We start from the raw sequence: 18,072 nt of genomic DNA, 5'->3' as shown, positions 1-18,072 counted from the left end.
GTTGGTCACCCAGGGCCCTTGTGACGGGTCTCCGCGGCGTCGCGACGCCCGGCACGCACTCTCGCCGCCACGGCGGCAACGCGGGCGCGGTGAGCGGCAGGACGCAGGCCCCGGCGATCGCCACCCGTGCGCCGGTCAGCGCCGCGAGCGCGCCCCACAGCCGGGTGGCCACGGCGACGGCCGCGCGGCTGCTGACGGTCCACGCGGTCAGCACGCGGGCCACCTTGTGGTCCTCGGTGCGCCTGAGGCGGCGCGTGGCGAACGGTCAGGACTCGGGAGCGACCAGCAGGCGTGCGTAGTTCGCCATCGAACGCTGATAGCGCGGCAGATGGGGCGCGAGGGCGCCGAGGACCAGGGACAGGCCCTCACGGTCTCGGCCCAGGCTGGACAGGCACAGGGCCAGACAGGCGCGTACGGCGTCGTCCAGTTCGTCGGAGGGGGCGTCGAGTTCGGGAGTGAGCAGCGTGACGCCTTCCTGCGCCTGCCCCATGTTCCGCAGCGAGCTGGACAACTGGATCTTGGCCCGGCGCCCGCGGTAGCCGTCCAGACCGCGCGCCAGCGCCTCCCGGTACAGCGGCACCGCCTTGTCCGAGTGGCCCGTGGAGTCCCAGGCACAGGCCCGCTCGAAGAGCCCGAGGGGGGCCTCGTCGGGCAGCTCGGCCACGAGAGCGTCGACGACCGCACGGAAGTCGGCGGCGTCCTCCTCGGCGTAGTCGTCGAAGGTCGCCCAGGCGGCGGCGACCCGCTCCTCCCAGTCCTGCGTGCTCACACGTCCCCCTGCGTCGAGTACTGACGCGGCACACCTTCGCACACGTGTGCCTGTCGAGGCACCGGAATTGCATGATCTTGGAGGAGACCGTGGCGCCATTGAGCACGGCGCGCGCCACAGCCGTACGGAAGGGCAGGGCCTCACCGGGGCTCCCAGCGGCATGGGCCGGAACGACCGGAGGAACACATGAGGTGGACGCGCGAGAAGCTGGCGGCCGGTGCGGCCGTCGCCCTGCTGGTGCTGACCGGCTGCGGCGGGTCGGGCGGGTCGGGCGCTGCGCAGGCCACGGTCCCGGCGACCGCGACCGGCAGCCTGGAGGACCTGGCGGCCGACGTGCGGTGCAAGCCCAACATCCAGACCGACGCCGACGAGATCCGCCAGGCCATCTGCAACAACGCCGACGGCAAGTTCGTGCTCGCGACCTTCGCCACCGACCGCGGACAGCGTGAGTGGATCAACGACGCCAAGGACTACGGCGGGTACTACCTCGTGGGCAGCAAGTGGGTCGCCGTCGGCGACGACCCAGTGGTCAAGGCGCTGCGCGGCAAGCTCGGTGGCGAGCTGGAGACCGGGGTCGACCATCACGCGCACACCGGTCAGAGCGGCCCCACCGGTCACGGCGGCCACGCCGGTCACAGCGGCTGAGCCGCATCGTCGCGCACACGCCGAAGGCCGGTGGCGGGATCTCCCGCCACCGGCCTTCGTCAGTGGGTCACCGGCTCAGTGGGTCACCGGCAGTTCTGACCGGTGTTGATGCAGTTGGCGATCTTGTTCGCCAGGCCACCGTTCATGACGGCGATGAAGTCGTCGTGGTCGGTGATCGCCTTGTGCAGCTGCTCCGGGAAGCCGTCCACCGCGAAGGCGTTCTTCACCTGGCCGTTCTGGACGACCGGCGCCGGCACGTTGTACACCAGGCGCATCGTCAGCTGCGGGATCGCCTTGAAGCCGTTCTGGCAGTTGCCGCCCGCGTCGGCGAACGCGACGTGCGTACGGTGGTTCGCGCTGTCGATGTTCTGGCCGTCCCAGCAGCTCTGGAACGCGAACGTCCGCACCACGTTGCTGCCCTGCGGGCAGATCGGGTACTTGTCCGTCAGCTGCACCTTGTTCTCGAAGCCGGTGCAGCTCCAGTGCGCGTTGGCGTTGCCCGGCCCGTTGGTGAAGGCCTTGGCGTCACCGGTGATGATGCGCAGGAACTGCGGCATCGCGACGACCTTGCTGGTGGGGCTGCCGACGTACTTGATCTGGGCCTGCTTGGCGACCAGGATCCGGCCGACGTTGCCCTCCTTTCCACCACCGAGGGCGTTCTGGTCGAAGTCCTGCGTGCCGTCCTGGACGCGCAGCACCGGCCAGTAGTACGCCGACAGGTCGTTCTTGTTCTGGCAGCTGGTCCCGCTCTGCAGGAACGTGTTGTTGCTGGAGAACGCGTCGACCTTCTGGTTGCCGACGTAGTCGTGCAGGTGGTGCGCGCCGTTGGTCACGCCGGGCGCCACGATCACGTTGTCGGTGTTGTGGTTCTTGTTCGCGTTCACGCCGCACAGGGTGGTGAAGGTACCGGTCGAGGCGTTGCCGTTCTTCTGCGGCTTCGCGGCGACGTTCGGCTGGACCTTCGTGATGTCGACGAAGTCGGCCGCGGTGGGACCGTTTCCGGCCTGACCACCGTTTCCGGCCTGCTGCCCGTTGTTCTGGCCGTTGTTCTGGCCACCGTTGTTCTGACCGCCGTTGTTCTGACCGCCGTTGTTCTGACCATTGTTCTGGCCGTTGTTGTTCTTGCCGTTCTGGCCGTTGTTCTGACCACCCGCGGTGGTCTGGGCGGCGGTGGTTCCGGTGCAGGCGGCGAGACCGTCGATCGAGGACGGGGCGGTGGCGGCCACACGATTGAGGTCGATCTTGATCCGGCCGATGACCGCGGTCCGCTTGTCCTTGAGCGGACCGAGGATGGCGTTCTGGACGAAGTTCGCGTCGTTCGCCTGCGCCTGGCGGGTGGAGGCCAGTCGTGCGTACGCCTCGGTGATCTGCCTGTCGAGGGTCGCGAGCTCCGTGGCGACCTGGTTCTTCGCCCGGCTCGGCACGGTGGTCAGCTGCTGGCCGACGTCCGGACAGGTGATGGTGGCCACCTGGGCGGCGGCCGCCTTGGTGCTGTTCTGAGCCCAGTTCGACTCGTGCGCCGAAGCGTAGTAGTTCGCCCAGACCAGCCCGCCCCCACCGAGCGCTAGGGCAGCCGAGGCGGCTATGGCCTTGGTGGCCAGCGGCGTACGGCGTTTGCGTGTGTTGCGTCCCATGGAACTCCTCTGACTTCCTTTCGGGGCGGAGGCGCCCGACAGGGGTGAAGCGGCTCCCTTCCATACGCAGGGGGCTGGTGGGGCGTTCAGAGACCTCGGAAAGACTTAGAAGTTCATGAGGTCATTTCGGGCGCAAGAGGTGCAGAGTCCCCTGTTTCAAGGGGCCGAGCCCCGGTTCGGTGAGGACACTGCGATCCGGCCGGGTCAGCGGCCGAGCACCTTCGCCTCCACCGCGGGGTCGAGGCCCACCGCCGGCCGGTCCGGGCGTTGCGGGGCGGACCAGCCGATCTCCCGGAGCCAGGCCCAGGTGTCGGCCACCGTCTCGGCGACGGGACGGCAGCTCAGTCCCGTCGCGAGGGCCCGCGACACGTCCGCGCCGTGCAGCGCGTCGTGCATGTCGCTCCCCGGCGGCACCCACACGGGCAGCTGCGTCCACGGCCGGATGCCCGCGTCGAGCACGACCTCCGGGGCGGTCCACCGCAGCTCGGCCGGCCCGCCGGTGACCTCCAGGCATGCGTCGAGCAGTCCGCCCATCGTGGCGTGCCCCCGCGGACCGATCAGGTTGTACGCCCCGCTCAGCTCCCGCTCCACCGCACCGAGGATCCACTCGGCGAGGTCGCGTACATCGACGTACTGGAGGGGAAGCCCCCGCGGTCCCGGAGCCAGCACCGGGCCCCCGCGGGCGATCCGGGTGAGCCACCACGGCAGCCGGCCGATGTTCTCGTACGGTCCGAGGATCAGCCCGGACCGCACGAGCACCGAGCGGTCGGCACCGAAGGCGCCCAGCGCGGCCAGCTCCCCGCCCCGTTTGTCCTGCGGGTACTCGGTGTGCTCCGCCTCCGCCTCGGCGCCCGCCACCAGCGGCGCGTCCTCGGTGTACCCCGCGGGCGGGGCCCACGCGTACACCGAGCAGCTCGACACGTACACATACCGTCCGGCGCGGTCGGCGAGCAGCCGGGCGGCCTCGTGCACCGCGCGGGGCGCCGACGACCAGGTGTCCACCACCGCGTCCCACTCGCCCCCGGCCAGCGCCGCCAGCCCGTCGGGCGCGGTGCGGTCGCCCCGCAACGCCCGTGCGCCGGGCGGGGGTTGGAGGCGCCCCCGGTTGAGGACGGTCACCTCCCAGCCCCGTCCGAGCGCCGCCTCCACGACCGCCCGCCCCGCGAACTCCGTACCGCCCAGGATCAGAAGTCTCATGCCGACGACTGTGCCCGGCCGGCTCCCGGGGCGGAACCCGGATCTGCTGACAGAAGATCCACGGCCGGTGACGCCGGGTCAGCGGGCGGTCGGCGGCGCGTACTTGTAGCCCACGCGCCGGACCGTCTGGATCGTCTTGCGGTGCTCGGCGCCGAGCTTGCGCCGCAGCCGGGCGATGTGGACGTCGACGGTGCGCCCGTCCCCGACGTGCCCGTAGCCCCACACCGTGGTCACCAGCTGGTCCCTGGTGTGCACCCGGTGCGGGTGCGCGACCAGATGGGCGAGCAGCTCGAACTCCAGATAGGTGAGGTCGAGCGGCCGTCCGTCGACCTCGGCGGTGCGCTGCGCGGTGTCGATGCGGACGAGCGTGTCGCCGTCGCTGCGGGCCACGTCGGCCGGCGCGCTCTCCGGCTGGTCCGGCACCGCGACCGGCAGGAACGGGGGCCGCTGGTCGGCCGGGACGAGCACCAGGTAGCCGACCATGGGCGGCTGGCCCGGCAGGGTGGGCAGGGTGTGCTGGGGCGCCGGCAGCCAGGTGGCTCCCGGCGGCAGGAAGTCGGCCACCTGGACGACCTCGTCCCGGTCGACGGCACGCAGCCGGTGCCGCGAGCCGTTCGGGGACGGGGCGTCGAGGGTGGCGGTCGAGAGAGAACGAGTGGTCGCCATGAGAGGTCAGCTCTTTCGCGCGAGAAGTTCGTCGGGAAGGACGACGACCGCGAGTTCGTGGCCGGGGTCGTCGAGGACGTACGTCGTGCGCGCTGGCCGAAGGCCGGGGTGTACGGCTTTAGAGGGCCCGCGCGTTCCTCGCGCGGCAACACACCCGGTCGAAGTCGTGGTGCTGACGGGAAGGCCAGAAGGGCTCGAGGTCATGGCGACCCGTCGCGCTGTGTTGCTGGAAGCCGGCCATGGCTCCATTGAAGCAGACACCCGGGCCCCGCAGGAGACTCCTCTCACCGCTCGGACGCCTCATTGACGCGAACTTGATGGTGCGCACCCCGGCCGACCAGGTACATGTGCCAGGTCAGGGGCGTGGACGAGGCCGCCGCGTCCGGAGAGCCGTCCCACTCCGTGGACAGCGTGAAGGGGGCGCCCACCGCACGGGTGGACGCCCCCTTCACACAGCGGGAGGGATCAGACCTGGCCGGCCTTCTCCAGGGCGGTGCAGCAGGTGTCGACGAGCAGACGGGTCACCACGTACGGGTCGACGTTGGCGTTCGGACGGCGGTCCTCGATGTAGCCCTTGCCGTCCTTCTCGACCTGCCAGGGGATGCGGACCGAGGCGCCGCGGTTGGAGACGCCGTACGAGTACTCGTTCCACGGGGCGGTCTCGTGCAGGCCCGTCAGCCGGTCGTCGATGCCGGCGCCGTAGTTCTTGACGTGGTCCATCGGCTTCGAGCCCTCACCGAGCGCCTCGCACGCGGTGATGATCGCGTCGTAGCCCTCGCGCATCGCCCTGGTGGAGAAGTTGGTGTGCGCGCCGGCGCCGTTCCAGTCGCCCTTGACCGGCTTCGGGTCCAGGGTGGCGGAGACGCCGAAGTCCTCGGCGGTGCGGTACAGCAGCCAGCGGGCCACCCACAGCTGGTCGGCGACCACCAGCGGGGCGAGCGGGCCGACCTGGAACTCCCACTGGCCGGGCATGACCTCGGCGTTGATGCCGGACAGGCCCAGGCCCGCCTGCAGGCAGTTCTCCAGGTGCGCCTCGACGACCTCACGGCCGAAGATCTCGTCGGCGCCGACACCGCAGTAGTAGCCGCCCTGGGGGGCGGGGAAGCCGCCCTCCGGGAAGCCGAGCGGACGCGAGCCGTCGAAGAAGGTGTACTCCTGCTCGATGCCGAAGATCGGCTCCTGGGCGGCGAACCTCTCGGCGACCTCGACCAGCGCGGCACGCGTGTTGGACGGGTGCGGGGACATGTCCGTGTTCAGGACCTCGCACAGCACCAGGAGGTCGTCGCCACCGCGGATCGGGTCGGGACAGGAGAAGACCGGCTTGAGCACGCAGTCCGAGGAGTGGCCCTCGGCCTGGTTGGTGGAGGACCCGTCGAAGCCCCAGATCGGCAGCTCGGCACCCTTCGAGGAGTCGGCCAGGATCTTCGTCTTGGAACGGAGCTTGGCCGTCGGCTCGGTGCCGTCGATCCAGATGTACTCAGCCTTGAAGCTCACGGGCCACATCCTTCGGGTGGGTCTCGACGGCGCGGTCGAAGTCGTGCGGTCGAGGTCGTTGCGAGTGCGCGGCGCGGCAGACATCGAGGCGCCGGGAATGGCCGAAAGTCTGTCAACAGGCGGTTTCCCGACCATTGCCCAGCTGTGAACCCCGTGTTACCCGGGGCTGGTGTGCGGCATGGCTGCGGTTCCAGGAGTCGACGGTCGGCCTCCCGGTGGCAGGCCGGTCACGGGGTGCCCGAGCGCCCCCACGTCGCGCTCGTCGCACATGGAGGTCCTGCTGCTCGTGGCCGCGAGCAGCAGGACCCGTGATCCCCGCCATGTGGCGGCCACCAACCGCCGCCTCCTGGAGTTCCTAAGCCGCTTGCCTCACCCCACCTTCTCGATGACGGCCCGGCGGATCAGGAACTTGCCGGGCTGGCGGACCTGTTCGAAGGCCGCGTTGTTGAGCAGTACGCAGCTCCCGGAGACCGACGTGACGGTCACGGTCGTGGACTTGTTGTTGTCCAGGTTGGTGACCTTCAGCTTGGTCCCCGCGGGGAACTGGTTGCTGGACGCGGCCGGGGCGCCGCCCTCACCGGAGAGCGTCACGGTCGAGCCCTTGCAGACCTGCTGACCCGAGGCGGCGTTCCCCGCGTTGCCGGCGTTCCCGGCGTTCCCGCCGTTGTTGGCGTTGCCGCCGTTGTTGGCGGGTGCCGTCGTCGCGGGCGCGGTGGCGGCCCCCGAGGCCTGGGGGTCCTGAGCCGACCCCCCGGCCTGGGCGGCGCCGCCGGCCTGCGCCGAACCACCGCCCGCCTGTACCGACTCCCCGACCTGGCAGCCGGACGCCTGCTGTTTGCGCTTGATCTCGGCGACGACCGCCTCGCGGTTGGCGATGCGCGCCGCCGACTGGGCGTCCGGGTTGGCCTTCTGAGCGGCGATGAACGCCTCGTTGTTGCCGAGCGCGGTGGCCAGACCCTGACAGACCGACGAGGTGGCCGCGTTCTGCACGTTCGCCGCGTTCGAGGTGGCCGCCAGAGCGAAGGCCCCGCTGCCGACCACGGCAAGGGTGGTGACCGCCAGCGCGATCTTCTTCTTGGGACTGAGAGTTCTCCTACGCGACATGCGCGCCTCCTGTCCCCGGCCACCGTCACCGGCGGCCGGACGCGATAGGTACGCCGCTAGGTACGAGATCCCGAACGGCGTTACTCATCGGTTACAGGAGTCACTGAAGTGACCTGAGTCACAGGCGGCGCGTGGCGTCGGAGAGCTTCGCTCGGCGCGGGCCCGTAGGCGGCGTCGTATCTCCGCGTGGCCCTCGCCGTCGTTGCTGTTCGAATTTCTGGCGTCTCAGGCGCATCTCGCGGACCTCGTGTGACGCGGCGGCAATTCCCTTACTCACCAGGCCGTTTGACCGGCTTGGCAGACTCCCCCGATGTCAGTGGCGGCCAGTAGACTGGATGCAGTGTTCGAGGGAGTTGCCGGGGCTTCCGGATGGCTCCCTGACCGCGACAGGAGGATGCCCGTGCCCGCTGCCGCAACCAAGCCGAGGACGAAGCCGACCCAGTCCACCGCCCGGCGGCCGGTCCTGCTGGACCTTCCGTACGCGCCGGTGGAGAAGCGCCCGCTCCCGCCGGGGCGGCCGCGTGAGTGGTACGTCACGCACAACCGGCGCCTCAAGGCGATGCGTCTCGCCATCGCCCTGCTCGACTCCGGGGTGTACGTGCCGAACCAGGCGCGCAACGAGACGATACGGAGCACGGCGGAGCAGATCGGGGTGCGCCCGCCGTCGGACACGACCTGCCACATGGTGCGGGCGCTGATGCGGTACAGCCGCTGAGCCTCGCTCCGGGCGCCCTCTTGTCCTCGGGCGCCCGGACCCCGCCGGCCCGAACGGCCTTGGCCTTACGTGCCGGAGGGGCTGCTGGACAGCCGCTTCTCAAGCGGCGTGCGGAAGCGTGGCGTCACCCGGGTGCCGGCCAGCCAGGAGCCCAGCCGTGCCGCCTCCGTCTCGATCGCCGCCGACGCCTCCCGTCCCAGCCCCGCCGTCTCCAGCAGGTGCCACACCACCTCGCCGTCCGGCCGCTGGGCCCAGCCCCCGACCACCCGGCCGTTCCACCACACCGTCGGGCCCACGTTGCCGCTGCGGTCGAACAGGGCCGGACGCAACTCGGGGGCCAGGTACCAGTCCCGTTCCTGCCAGCCCATGGCCGTGGGGTCGAGGCCCGGGAGCAGGGCCGCCCAGGGCTCGTCCGGGGCCTCCACCGGTTCCTCGTCGCCTGGCGTCACGTATGCCGTCGCTCCGCCGTCGAGCGTCACCGGTACCGCACCGACCGCCGTCAGCGCCCGGCGTACGTCCGTGACCCGCCAGCCCGTCCACCACCTGAGGTCCGCCTCGGTGGCCGGGCCGCAGGCCGTCAGCCAGTGGCGCAGCAGCTCCGACTGGGCCTGCCCGGACGGCAGTTCGGGGTGGGGCGGAGCCACCGCCCAGCGGAACTGGGAGGACGTCCACGCACCCAGCGGGCGCCCGCGCACCACACGGCCCTCGACGCCGAGCACCCGCATCAGCCGTGACGACACGGTGTGCGGGCTCTCGTAGCTCTTGCCCGCACCGTAGGTGAACCGCTCCTTCAACCGCGGTTCGTCCCGCGTGAGTTCGGCCACCGTCGCCTGCCCGCGCCGGGCGAGCGCGGCCAGCGCCGACGCCTCGACCTCCGCCAGCCACTCCTCGGTCAGGCGGCCGCCGCTTCCCGTCACCATGTCCTTGACCAGCCCGGCCCGTGCCTTGGCCGCGATCGCCAGTCCCGTCGACGCGTGCACCACGGCCGCCAGCTCTGTCGGGAACACGAACACGGTGTGCCGCATGCCGTGCATTCGCACCAGTGTCCGGTCCTCGTACAGCGCCCGCTCGACCTCCGCCACGGTTCCGTCCGTGTCCGCGAGCCGCGCTCCGACGGCCAGGTACACCGTCGCCGGATCCGTTCCGTGCAGCGCGACCAGCGACCCGGCGACCTGCTCGGGCGCCGACGCCCGGGCCCCGGCGGCCAGCCGCTGCCGCAGTGCGAGCCGGGCCCGCCGCTCCGCCGCACCGATGTGCCGCTGCCGCCCGCCCACTCCGCCTCCCCGGACTCCGACCCCTACGGATGACCTCCATCCTCGCGGAAGACGGCCCGCCGCGGCGCAGCGTCACCCGAAGTGCCGTATCCGGCATGCGGACGCGCCCCGGCCCGGCCTTCACTGAAGGCACCACGGGAAGGCGGGAGTGACGATGGCAGGACACCGGACACGGGGCACGGCGCGGGGCCTCGCGGTCGCCGTCGCCGCGGCCGCGGTGCTCAGCGGCTGCTCCGGCGACGGCGGCTCCTCCGGCAACCCGACCCATGCCGCGTCCCAGGCGGCCTCCGCCGCCGCGTCCCTCGCCTCCCAGGCCTCCGCCGCGCTGGCCTCGGCGACCGCCGAGGCCGCCCGTCGGATCGACGGGATCAAGGGCGCGGTGAACGCCAAGGGCGACGTCAGGCTCGGCACGACCGCCACCGACGCCAACGGGCGCAAAGCCGTGCCGGTCACCGTCACCAACTCCACGTCCCAGGCCCGGACGTACACCGTGCAGGTCGACTTCCACGACGCCGGCGCCAACCTCCTGGACACGGTCGTCGTGACGGTCGACAACGTCCCCGCGGGCGGGTCGAAGAACGCCACCGCGTTCAGCAACCGCGTCCTGTCCGGCAACGTCACCGCCGACGTCGCCCGCGCCGTGCGGTACTGATCCCGGTGACCGGCCCCCGCACCCCGCGCGCCGCCCCGCGTCCCTCCGGACCGCGCGCCCCGCGCCCGCGCCCGCGCCCGGGTCCGGGCCCCGCGCACCCACGGCCCGTGGCGTGACACCGGGCGGCCGCCCCACGTCCGCGGCGGCCGGCCGACGAAAAACGGGATGCACGCCCAGTAACCGAATCCCTACGCTGGACACGCGTTCCGGAGCCGCCCACCACCGGTTTCCTCCGCACCGGCACCACCCGGTGCACTCAGGGCTACTCTCTACGCACCGACGACGGCCGCCCACCCCAAGCGCCCCGTCGGCCCCTCTGGCACAACCACTCACCACCCACGCCACGGAGGCCCGTCATGGCCACCATCGTCATTGCCGGAACCGTCGTCCTCGTCCTGCTGGGGTTCAGCAACCACGCCTGGTGGCTCGCCGCCGTCGTCCTGCTCTTCCTGTACGCGCAGTACGGACGCCGCTCGTCCTCGGCGTCGTCGCCGGGCACGGGACCCGCCCCGGGCGCGGCGGCCACCTACCGGCAGTACCGTGAGCGCCGTGACCAGCAGGCCAAGTGGGAGCGCCGCTACCGTCGCGAGCGCCCCTTCGAGGCGCGCCGACAGGAGCGGAACAAGAGCAAGTGACGGACCAGCGGCCGCCGTTCACAGGCCGGGCGCGCCCCAGATCGGGAACCAGCGGCCGAGGTCCTGCTCGACCCGCAGGTCATCGGCGAGCGCGGCCTTGATCTGCAGCTCCAGCGCGTTGTCGCGCCGCTCGCCCTGCCCCGCGAGCGGCGCGAACGGGTAGAAGGTGCCGCGCTTGTAGAGATAGACCAGGCCGAGCCGCCGCCCGCTCTGATCCTGGAAGCCGGCCACCGAGCACAGCAGCTGCGGACCGAAGCCGTTGACCTCCATCGCGCTGTTCACCGCGTGCAGATCGTTGACCAGGGCGGACAGCTGGTCGGGTGCGCGGCGCGAGACCAGCCAGGAGTAGCCGTAGTCGTCCCGCCGCAGCTCCACCGGCGGTCCGGTGCGGTCGTTGTCCGCGTCCAGGAGTGCCTGGACCTCGCGGTTCGCCTGGGCGAAGGCGCCGCCCTCGACCGTGGCGAAGCAGACCGCGCCGTTGCCGGTCGGAGTGAACCCGGCGGCGGCCTCCAGGGTGACCGCCGCCGACGGCAGGGCGAAGAGCTGGTCCAGGTCGGGCGCCACCGGCTTCGTACGCCCGAGCAGGATGTCCAGGAACCCCATCTGGGCTCAGCCCGCCTTTCCCGGCTCCGCCGCCTCGCCGAGCTCCGCGGAGATACGGGCGAGCTGTTCGAGCCGCTGCTCCAGGGGCGGGTGGGTGGAGAAGATGCGGGAGATGCCGGCGTCGGCACCGAACGCGGGGGTGAAGTAGAAGGCGTTGAAGGCCTGTGCCGTGCGCAGGTCCTTCGTGGGGATGCGCGCGATGTCCCCGGTGACCTTGGTCAGCGCGGACGCCAGCGCCGACGGACGCCCGGTGAGGAGGGCCGCGGCGCGGTCGGCGGCCAGCTCGCGGTACCGGGACAGGGCCCGGATCAGCAGGAAGCTGATCGCGTAGACGAGCGCCGAGATGCCCATGACGGCGCCGAAGACGGCGACGGTGTTCTGGTCCCTGCGTCCCCGCCCGAAGAGCTCCGAGTAGAACGCGAACCTGACGACCAGCCCGGCGATCACCCCGAGGAACGAGGCCACGGTGATCACGGCGACGTCCTTGTGCGCCACGTGCGACAGCTCGTGCGCGAGCACGCCCTCCAGCTCGTCGGGCTCCAGCCGCCGCAGCAGGCCGGTGGTCACACAGAGCACGGCGTGGTCCGGGTTGCGGCCGGTCGCGAACGCGTTGGGCATGTCCATGCTGGAGACGGCGACGAGCGGCTTGGGCATGTCGGCCACGGCGCACAGCCGGTCGACCACGCCGTGCAGCTGTGGGTACTCCTCCCGTTCCACGATCCGCCCGTGCATGGCGTACAGCGCGATCCGGTCCGAGAACCAGTACTGCGCGCCGAGCACCGCCGCCGCGATCACGACGACCAGCACCCAGGACTTCAGCAACGCGATCAGCGCGGCGACGAACGCCACGTACAGCAATCCGAGCAGGAACAGCGTGACCGTCATCCGGACGGTCAGCCGACGATCACTCCGGAACCGGCTCCGCATCTGCATCACCCCGCAGTACCCCACAGAAAGGCACTCGTCCCATCCCCCATTGTGCGCCCACCTCCACCCATGAACCGGTTCGGAACGGCTCCATGGCAGGCAAAGACTCCCTGTGGGTTCCTGTGAAGGACGGCCCACGCGACGGAGCCCCGTCACCACCCGGGGGTGGGGACGGGGCTCCGTGGGAGTGCTACGGGAGCGGCCGGCTCACACGTCGAAGTAGAGCTCGAACTCGTGCGGGTGCGGACGCAGCTGCAGCGGCGCGATCTCGTTGGTGCGCTTGAAGTCGATCCACGTCTCGATCAGGTCGGCCGTGAAGACGTCGCCCTGCAGGAGGAACTCGTGGTCCGCCTCCAGGGAGTCGAGGACGGCGGAGAGCGAGGTCGGGACCTGCGGGACGTTGGCGTGCTCCTCGGGAGCCAGCTCGTACAGGTCCTTGTCGATCGGCTCGGCCGGCTCGATCTTGTTCTTGATGCCGTCCAGACCCGCGAGGAGCAGGGCCGAGAAGGCCAGGTACGGGTTGCCGGAGGAGTCCGGGGCGCGGAACTCGACGCGCTTGGCCTTCGGGTTCGAACCCGTGATCGGGATACGCATGGCCGCCGAGCGGTTGCGCTGCGAGTACACCAGGTTGACCGGCGCCTCGAAGCCCGGCACCAGACGGTGGTACGAGTTCACCGTCGGGTTGGTGAAGGCCAGCAGCGACGGGGCGTGCCGGAGGATGCCGCCGATGTAGTAGCGGGCGGTGTCCGACAGGCCCGCGTAACCGGCCTCGTCGTAGAACAGCGGGTCGCCGTTGCTCCACAGCGACTGGTGGACGTGCATGCCCGAGCCGTTGTCGCCGAAGATCGGCTTCGGCATGAAGGTCGCGGTCTTGCCGTTGCGCCAGGCCACGTTCTTCACGATGTACTTGAAGAGCTGGAGGTCGTCGGCGGCGGCGAGCAGCGTGTTGAACTTGTAGTTGATCTCGGCCTGGCCGGCGGTGCCCACCTCGTGGTGCTGGCGCTCGACCTTCAGACCGGCCTTCTCCAGCTCCAGGGAGATCTCGGCGCGCAGGTCGGCGAAGTGGTCGACCGGCGGGACCGGGAAGTAGCCGCCCTTGTAGCGGACCTTGTAACCACGGTTGTCCTCCAGGGCGCCGGTGTTCCAGGCGCCGGCCTCGGAGTCGATGTGGTAGAAGGACTCGTTCGCGCTGGTCGCGAAGCGGACGCTGTCGAAGACGTAGAACTCGGCCTCGGGACCGAAGTACGCGGTGTCGGCGATCCCGGTGGAGGCCAGGTAGGCCTCGGCCTTCTTCGCCACGTTGCGCGGGTCGCGGGAGTACTGCTCGCCCGTGATCGGGTCGTGGATGAAGAAGTTGATGTTCAGCGTCTTGTCGCGGCGGAAGGCGTCGACCCGGGCGGTCGACAGGTCCGCGCGCAGCGCCATGTCGGACTCGTGAATGGCCTGGAAGCCACGGATCGAGGATCCGTCGAAGGCGAGCTCGTCGTCCGGGTCGAACGCCTCGACCGGCACCGTGAAGTGCTGCATCACACCCGGCAGGTCGCAGAAACGGACGTCGATGAACTTGACGTCCTCGTCCGCGATGAACTTCTTGGCCTCGTCGGCGTTCTGGAACATCCAGCTCCTCCTACTCCCGACCGTCCGTGCCGGGGTGGTAGTTCGTTCGTGCGGCCAGTGCGGTGGCACACGCTCCAGCTGACCCTAAGGACGGAGGATTTCTCGGGCGTGACCCATTTGTTTCTCCCAGGTTAACCACCTCGTGCCTCCATGACCCCACCTCCAGGGGTGGCCCGGAGGGCGCAGTACCGTGGACGGGTGGACAACAGGCAAGCAATCGGATCGTGGCTGTCCGGTCCCCGCGCGGCCATGGAGGACGCCGGAGCGGACTTCGGGCACCGGGGAGAACAGCTCGGTCTGCCGCCGGAGGGGCCGGGCTCCATCGCCCGCCCCGGACGGCGTATCGGCGCCCTCGCCGTCGACTGGGGCCTGTGCCTCCTGATCGCATACGGTCTGCTCACCAACGGCTACGACCAGGCGACGGGCAACTGGGCCCTGCTCATCTTCTTCGCGCTCAGCGTCCTGACGGTGGGCACGGTCGGCTTCACCCCCGGCAAGCGGCTCTTCGGCCTCCGGGTGGTCGCGCTCGGGACGGACCGGGTGGCACCCCTGCGCGTCCTCGCCCGCACCCTCCTGCTGTGCCTGGCGATTCCGGCCCTGATCTGGGACCGGGACGGCAGGGGCCTGCACGACCGCCTGGCGAGGACCGTCGAGATCCGGATCTGAGCGCCCCGTGACGGGCGCGGGGAACTGCGCGACAAGCTCCCACCGGGCTGCAGTGGACATCGTTCCCGCACCACAGGACATGCCACGGGGCCCGGGCAACCACCAAGGTTGCCCGGGCCCCGAACGTGGCTCGGCCGGCGGCAGCGCTACCGGCGCCCGCCCTTGGGCATTCGCATCCCCTTGGGCAGCGGTCCCTTCGGCAGCGGCATGTTGCTCATCAGATCGCCCATCGCCCGCAGCCGGTCGTTGGTCGCGGTCACCTGGGGCCCGGTCAGCACCCGGGGGAACTTCAGCATCGTCGTACGGAGCTTCTTCAGCTCGACCTGACCCTCGCCCGTGCCGACCAGTACGTCGTGCACCGGGACGTCCGCGACGATGCGCGCCATCTTCTTCTTCTCGGCGGCCAGCAGGCCCTTGACCCGGTTCGGGTTGCCCTCGGCGACCAGCACGATGCCGGCCTTGCCGACCGCGCGGTGCACCACGTCCTGGCTGCGGTTCATGGCGACCGCGGGGGTGGTGGTCCAGCCACGGCCGATGTTGTCCAGGACCGCGGCGGCGGCGCCCGGTTGGCCCTCCATCTGCCCGAAGGCGGCGCGCTCGGCCCGGCGCCCGAAGACGATCGCCATCGCGAGGAAGGCGAGCAGGAGGCCGAGGATGCCGAGATAGATGGGGTGACCGAGCAAGAAGCCGATCGCGAGGAGGACACCGAAGGTGACGATGCCGACAGCCGCGAGTACAAGACCGATCTTCGGGTCGGCCTTGCGGGTCATCTTGTAGGTCAGGGCGATCTGCTTCAGTCGCCCGGCGTTCGCAGCGTCCGCTGCAGTTTCCTTCCGCGCCATGCCACGAAGTCTACGTGGCCCGGGAAGCGGCGACGACGGCAGTGCCCTGAGGGGGAGCGGTGGGGACGCTCCGGGGAGTGCGGGCGCCGGTTACGAGCGCGATGCCGCGGCTTCGAGGACGCGCTGCGCCTCGACGCGGTCCTTGGCGCGGCGGCGGTCCTCCAGGACGGAGGTCCAGGCGTTGCGGCGGGCGGTCCGCTGGCCGCTGCTCATGAGCAGCGACTCAATGGCACGGACTGCATCGGTGAACGACGGGATGGCGGTGGCGCGAACGGGCGCGGCCTGCATGGCGGAGGTCCCCCCTCGAATCGGCGGCTGCGGGTCAGGACAGTACGTGGCGTAGGAGCAGCGTCACTGTCTGGTGTTACCAGGGCGTGACTGACCGGTCAAACGCCAATGAAGCCTTGATACGGAGCGCCAAAAGCCTGACGCGGCCCCTACGGCACCCCTAGCTGGGGGGACGGTGGGACCGCGTCGATCGGGCCGATACCTGACGGTAGTCGCTTGTGTGCGGATTCACACGCGGGAACTGGCACGCGGTGCCACTCCCGTTCGGGTGACCGGGTCAGACCGCCTGCGAGGCGATGTAGGAACCCCGCTTCTCGACGGCCATCCGGTACAGCCGTCCGGCGCGGTAGGAGGAACGCACGAGCGGGCCGGACATGACGCCGGAGAAGCCGATCTGCTCGGCCTCCTCCTTGAGCTCCACGAACTCGTGCGGCTTCACCCAGCGCTCCACGGGGTGGTGGCGCACGCTCGGGCGCAGGTACTGCGTGATGGTGACCAGCTCGCAGCCGGCGTCGTGCAGCTGGCGCAGCGCCTCGCCGACCTCCTCGCGGGTCTCGCCCATGCCGAGGATGAGGTTCGACTTCGTCACCAGCCCGTAGTCGCGGGCCGCGGTGATGACCTTGAGGGAGCGCTCGTAGCGGAAGCCGGGGCGGATGCGCTTGAAGATCCGGGGGACGGTCTCGACGTTGTGCGCGAAGACCTCGGGCCGGGCGGAGAAGACCTCTTCGAGCTGCTCGGGGACCGCGTTGAAGTCGGGCGCGAGGAGCTCGACCTTGGTGTGCCCGCCCTCGCGGCCGGCGGTCTGCCGGTGGATCTGGCGCACCGTCTCGGCGTACAGCCAGGCGCCGCCGTCCTCCAGGTCGTCGCGGGCGACACCGGTGATGGTGGCGTAGTTCAGGTCCATGGTGACCACGGACTCGCCCACGCGGCGGGGCTCGTCGCGGTCGAGCGCCTCGGGCTTGCCGGTGTCGATCTGGCAGAAGTCGCAGCGCCGGGTGCACTGGTCGCCGCCGATGAGGAAGGTGGCCTCGCGATCCTCCCAGCACTCGTAGATGTTCGGGCAGCCGGCTTCCTGGCAGACCGTGTGCAGGCCCTCGCTCTTCACGAGGTTCTGCATCTTCGTGTACTCGGGGCCCATTTTCGCCCGGGTCTTGATCCACTCGGGCTTGCGCTCGATGGGGGTCTGGCTGTTGCGGACCTCCAGGCGCAGCATCTTGCGTCCGTCGGGTGCGACTGCGGACACATCGGCTCCCTGTAGCTTCGATTCTTCGGCGTACACCAGGGTACGCCCGTGGTTGTGGGCCCCCGCGACGAGGCCAACCCGTGAGGACCGGGGTGCATTCCCGCGAACGCGGGCGCGGTGGCACCCCCCCGTCGGACCGGGTGGACCGGCTGGACCGGGTGGACCGGGTGGACCGCGTGGACCGGGTGGACCGGGTGGATGAGACCCGCCCCGGGACCGCCCCTACGCCGAGGCCCGTTCCACCAGTCGGGGCTTCAGCTCCGCGTTCTCCAGTACGTCCTTCAGGTGCCGCTCGGCCACCGGCAGGACCTCCGCGATCGTCACGTCCCGCCCCAGCTCGTTCGCCAGGGACGTGACGCCGGCGTCCCGGATCCCGCACGGGATGATCCGGTCGAACCAGGCGTTGTCCGGGTTCACGTTGAGCGCGAAGCCGTGCATCGTGACGCCCTTGGCGACGCGGATGCCGATCGCCGCGATCTTGCGGTCCTCCCGGCGCTGGCCGGCGTTGGAGGGCGCGTACTCCGGGCCGTTGAGCCGCGGGTCGAACTCCTCGTCCTGCAGGCGCGGGTCGAAGTCCAGGGACAGGCCGCCGAGGGACGGGCGCTTCTCCACCGGGTCCCCGAGGACCCACACGCCGCTGCGGCCCTCGACCCGGGTGGTCTCCAGGCCGAACTCCGCGCAGGTGCGGATGAGGGCCTCTTCGAGGCGGCGCACATGGGCGACGACGTCGACCGGGCGCGGGAGCTTCTGGATCGGGTAGCCCACCAGCTGGCCCGGGCCGTGCCAGGTGATCTTGCCGCCGCGGTCCACGTCGACCACCGGCGTACCGTCCAGGGGTCGCTCGTCGTCCGCCGTGCGCCGGCCCGCCGTGTAGACCGGGGGGTGTTCGAGCAGCAGGCAGGTGTCGGGGATCTCGTCCGCGAAGCGGGCGGCGTGCACCCGGCGCTGCTCGTCCCAGGCCTCCCGGTACTCCACGGCCTGATCCCCGAACCCCATACGGACGAACCGCAACTCACTCACGGCAAGCGCCTCCCTAGAAGCTTCGTGAGGCGTGAAACGCGCCCACGCCACTGTACGTCCAGCCGGTGCGCGGGCATCGTG

22 protein-coding genes are annotated in these 18,072 nt (G+C 70.8%); 6 read left to right on the top strand and 16 right to left on the bottom strand.

The features are described 5' to 3' along the window. The first annotated feature begins 20 nt into the window (after positions 1-20). On the top strand, positions 21-299 hold the full coding sequence (locus ASC56_RS03605) for a hypothetical protein (RefSeq protein WP_055489713.1): 279 nt from the start codon (positions 21-23) through the stop codon (positions 297-299). Here the strand turns inward: ASC56_RS03605 and ASC56_RS03600 are convergent. Beyond that, positions 266-769 carry a tetratricopeptide repeat protein gene (locus ASC56_RS03600; protein WP_055489712.1) on the bottom strand — a complete coding sequence of 168 codons (504 nt, stop codon included), beginning with the start codon at positions 767-769 and terminating at the stop codon, positions 266-268. The two genes, ASC56_RS03605 and ASC56_RS03600, sit on opposite strands and share 34 nt — an antisense overlap. Positions 770-955: 186 nt before the next feature. Between ASC56_RS03600 and ASC56_RS03595 the strand changes: the two genes are divergently transcribed. Beyond that, positions 956-1,414, top strand: coding sequence for a hypothetical protein (locus tag ASC56_RS03595; RefSeq protein WP_055489711.1), 459 nt, complete (start codon positions 956-958; stop codon positions 1,412-1,414). 83 nt (positions 1,415-1,497) lie between these two features. Here the strand turns inward: ASC56_RS03595 and ASC56_RS03590 are convergent, their stop codons facing one another. From ASC56_RS03590 to ASC56_RS03570, 7 genes are all read right to left on the bottom strand, one after another. Further along, positions 1,498-3,048: a DUF1996 domain-containing protein gene (locus ASC56_RS03590; protein WP_055489710.1), complete on the bottom strand. Its 1,551-nt coding sequence runs from the start codon at positions 3,046-3,048 to the stop codon at positions 1,498-1,500. Positions 3,049-3,252: 204 nt separating this feature from the next. Continuing rightward, the gene (locus ASC56_RS03585; RefSeq protein ID WP_055489709.1) at positions 3,253-4,245 is read right to left on the bottom strand and encodes an NAD-dependent epimerase/dehydratase family protein; all 993 of its coding nucleotides are present in this window, start codon (positions 4,243-4,245) and stop codon (positions 3,253-3,255) included. A gap of 78 nt (positions 4,246-4,323) precedes the next feature. After that, positions 4,324-4,911, bottom strand: coding sequence for a winged helix-turn-helix domain-containing protein (locus ASC56_RS03580; RefSeq protein WP_055489708.1), 588 nt, complete (start codon positions 4,909-4,911; stop codon positions 4,324-4,326). Positions 4,912-5,029: 118 nt separating this feature from the next. After that, the gene (locus tag ASC56_RS41600; protein ID WP_079102308.1) at positions 5,030-5,215 is read right to left on the bottom strand and encodes a hypothetical protein; all 186 of its coding nucleotides are present in this window, start codon (positions 5,213-5,215) and stop codon (positions 5,030-5,032) included. Continuing rightward, the gene (locus ASC56_RS40490; RefSeq protein ID WP_159039593.1) at positions 5,196-5,363 is read right to left on the bottom strand and encodes a hypothetical protein; all 168 of its coding nucleotides are present in this window, start codon (positions 5,361-5,363) and stop codon (positions 5,196-5,198) included. The genes ASC56_RS41600 and ASC56_RS40490 overlap by 20 nt, the downstream gene beginning before the upstream one ends. Positions 5,364-5,376: 13 nt before the next feature. Then, positions 5,377-6,405: a glutamine synthetase gene (glnII, locus tag ASC56_RS03575; RefSeq protein ID WP_055489707.1), complete on the bottom strand. Its 1,029-nt coding sequence runs from the start codon at positions 6,403-6,405 to the stop codon at positions 5,377-5,379. Positions 6,406-6,774: 369 nt separating this feature from the next. Then, positions 6,775-7,509 (bottom strand): hypothetical protein, encoded by a 735-nt coding sequence (locus tag ASC56_RS03570; protein WP_055489706.1) that lies wholly within the window; start codon positions 7,507-7,509, stop codon positions 6,775-6,777. A 400-nt stretch (positions 7,510-7,909) separates the two neighbouring features. Between ASC56_RS03570 and ASC56_RS03565 the strand changes: the two genes are divergently transcribed. Further along, positions 7,910-8,224 carry a hypothetical protein gene (locus ASC56_RS03565; RefSeq protein WP_055490145.1) on the top strand — a complete coding sequence of 105 codons (315 nt, stop codon included), beginning with the start codon at positions 7,910-7,912 and terminating at the stop codon, positions 8,222-8,224. Between the two features lie 65 nt (positions 8,225-8,289). On the opposite strand, the gene ASC56_RS03560 is transcribed toward ASC56_RS03565, so the two are convergent. Beyond that, positions 8,290-9,498 carry a winged helix DNA-binding domain-containing protein gene (locus ASC56_RS03560; RefSeq protein ID WP_055489705.1) on the bottom strand — a complete coding sequence of 403 codons (1,209 nt, stop codon included), beginning with the start codon at positions 9,496-9,498 and terminating at the stop codon, positions 8,290-8,292. Positions 9,499-9,652: 154 nt separating this feature from the next. Between ASC56_RS03560 and ASC56_RS03555 the strand changes: the two genes are divergently transcribed. Together ASC56_RS03555 and ASC56_RS03550 are read left to right on the top strand one after the other, a co-directional pair. Then, entirely contained in the window at positions 9,653-10,150 is a 498-nt protein-coding gene (locus ASC56_RS03555; protein ID WP_055489704.1) for a hypothetical protein, read from the top strand. A gap of 356 nt (positions 10,151-10,506) precedes the next feature. Next, the gene (locus ASC56_RS03550; RefSeq protein ID WP_055489703.1) at positions 10,507-10,785 is read left to right on the top strand and encodes a hypothetical protein; all 279 of its coding nucleotides are present in this window, start codon (positions 10,507-10,509) and stop codon (positions 10,783-10,785) included. An 18-nt stretch (positions 10,786-10,803) separates the two neighbouring features. On the opposite strand, the gene ASC56_RS03545 is transcribed toward ASC56_RS03550, so the two are convergent. The 3 genes from ASC56_RS03545 to glnA form a co-directional block, all read right to left on the bottom strand. After that, the gene (locus ASC56_RS03545) at positions 10,804-11,388 is read right to left on the bottom strand and encodes a hypothetical protein (RefSeq protein ID WP_055489702.1); all 585 of its coding nucleotides are present in this window, start codon (positions 11,386-11,388) and stop codon (positions 10,804-10,806) included. A 6-nt stretch (positions 11,389-11,394) separates the two neighbouring features. Beyond that, the gene (gene htpX, locus ASC56_RS03540) at positions 11,395-12,315 is read right to left on the bottom strand and encodes a zinc metalloprotease HtpX (RefSeq protein ID WP_055490144.1); all 921 of its coding nucleotides are present in this window, start codon (positions 12,313-12,315) and stop codon (positions 11,395-11,397) included. A gap of 207 nt (positions 12,316-12,522) precedes the next feature. Next, a complete protein-coding gene (glnA, locus tag ASC56_RS03535) occupies positions 12,523-13,932 on the bottom strand; it encodes a type I glutamate--ammonia ligase (protein WP_055489701.1) in 1,410 nt (469 codons plus the stop codon). Between the two features lie 198 nt (positions 13,933-14,130). Between glnA and ASC56_RS03530 the strand changes: the two genes are divergently transcribed. Continuing rightward, positions 14,131-14,598, top strand: a complete 468-nt coding sequence (locus ASC56_RS03530; protein ID WP_055489700.1) for an RDD family protein — start codon at positions 14,131-14,133, stop codon at positions 14,596-14,598. Between the two features lie 146 nt (positions 14,599-14,744). Here the strand turns inward: ASC56_RS03530 and ASC56_RS03525 are convergent, their stop codons facing one another. The 4 genes from ASC56_RS03525 to lipB all read right to left on the bottom strand — a co-directional run bounded on the left by ASC56_RS03525 (position 14,745) and on the right by lipB (position 17,991). After that, a complete protein-coding gene (locus ASC56_RS03525) occupies positions 14,745-15,440 on the bottom strand; it encodes a DUF4191 domain-containing protein (protein WP_055489699.1) in 696 nt (231 codons plus the stop codon). Between the two features lie 90 nt (positions 15,441-15,530). Beyond that, complete coding sequence (locus ASC56_RS03520; RefSeq protein WP_055489698.1) at positions 15,531-15,728, bottom strand: hypothetical protein; 198 nt, start codon at positions 15,726-15,728, stop codon at positions 15,531-15,533. Positions 15,729-16,005: 277 nt separating this feature from the next. Beyond that, complete coding sequence (gene lipA / locus ASC56_RS03515) at positions 16,006-16,971, bottom strand: lipoyl synthase (RefSeq protein WP_055489697.1); 966 nt, start codon at positions 16,969-16,971, stop codon at positions 16,006-16,008. A gap of 222 nt (positions 16,972-17,193) precedes the next feature. After that, on the bottom strand, positions 17,194-17,991 hold the full coding sequence (gene lipB, locus ASC56_RS03510; protein ID WP_055489696.1) for a lipoyl(octanoyl) transferase LipB: 798 nt from the start codon (positions 17,989-17,991) through the stop codon (positions 17,194-17,196). Positions 17,992-18,072: the final 81 nt, after the last annotated feature.

This window comes from Streptomyces sp. TP-A0356, from assembly GCF_001417775.1.
In the GTDB taxonomy this organism is placed as follows: domain Bacteria; phylum Actinomycetota; class Actinomycetes; order Streptomycetales; family Streptomycetaceae; genus Streptomyces.
This window is presented reverse-complemented; position numbering and strand designations above follow the sequence as displayed.

Excerpts from the sequence above, each read along its gene's own strand:
- ASC56_RS03595 (WP_055489711.1), top strand. The coding sequence starts at position 956 with ATGAGGTGGACGCGCGAGAAGCTGGCGGCCGGTGCGGCCGTCGCCCTG.
- ASC56_RS03590 (WP_055489710.1), bottom strand. The coding sequence starts at position 3,048 with ATGGGACGCAACACACGCAAACGCCGTACGCCGCTGGCCACCAAGGCC.
- ASC56_RS03585 (WP_055489709.1), bottom strand. The coding sequence starts at position 4,245 with ATGAGACTTCTGATCCTGGGCGGTACGGAGTTCGCGGGGCGGGCGGTC.
- ASC56_RS03580 (WP_055489708.1), bottom strand. The coding sequence starts at position 4,911 with ATGGCGACCACTCGTTCTCTCTCGACCGCCACCCTCGACGCCCCGTCC.
- ASC56_RS41600 (WP_079102308.1), bottom strand. The coding sequence starts at position 5,215 with ATGAGGCGTCCGAGCGGTGAGAGGAGTCTCCTGCGGGGCCCGGGTGTC.
- ASC56_RS03570 (WP_055489706.1), bottom strand. The coding sequence starts at position 7,509 with ATGTCGCGTAGGAGAACTCTCAGTCCCAAGAAGAAGATCGCGCTGGCG.
- ASC56_RS03555 (WP_055489704.1), top strand. The coding sequence starts at position 9,653 with ATGGCAGGACACCGGACACGGGGCACGGCGCGGGGCCTCGCGGTCGCC.
- ASC56_RS03550 (WP_055489703.1), top strand. The coding sequence starts at position 10,507 with ATGGCCACCATCGTCATTGCCGGAACCGTCGTCCTCGTCCTGCTGGGG.
- ASC56_RS03545 (WP_055489702.1), bottom strand. The coding sequence starts at position 11,388 with ATGGGGTTCCTGGACATCCTGCTCGGGCGTACGAAGCCGGTGGCGCCC.
- htpX (WP_055490144.1), bottom strand. The coding sequence starts at position 12,315 with ATGCGGAGCCGGTTCCGGAGTGATCGTCGGCTGACCGTCCGGATGACG.
- glnA (WP_055489701.1), bottom strand. The coding sequence starts at position 13,932 with ATGTTCCAGAACGCCGACGAGGCCAAGAAGTTCATCGCGGACGAGGAC.
- ASC56_RS03525 (WP_055489699.1), bottom strand. The coding sequence starts at position 15,440 with ATGGCGCGGAAGGAAACTGCAGCGGACGCTGCGAACGCCGGGCGACTG.
- ASC56_RS03520 (WP_055489698.1), bottom strand. The coding sequence starts at position 15,728 with ATGCAGGCCGCGCCCGTTCGCGCCACCGCCATCCCGTCGTTCACCGAT.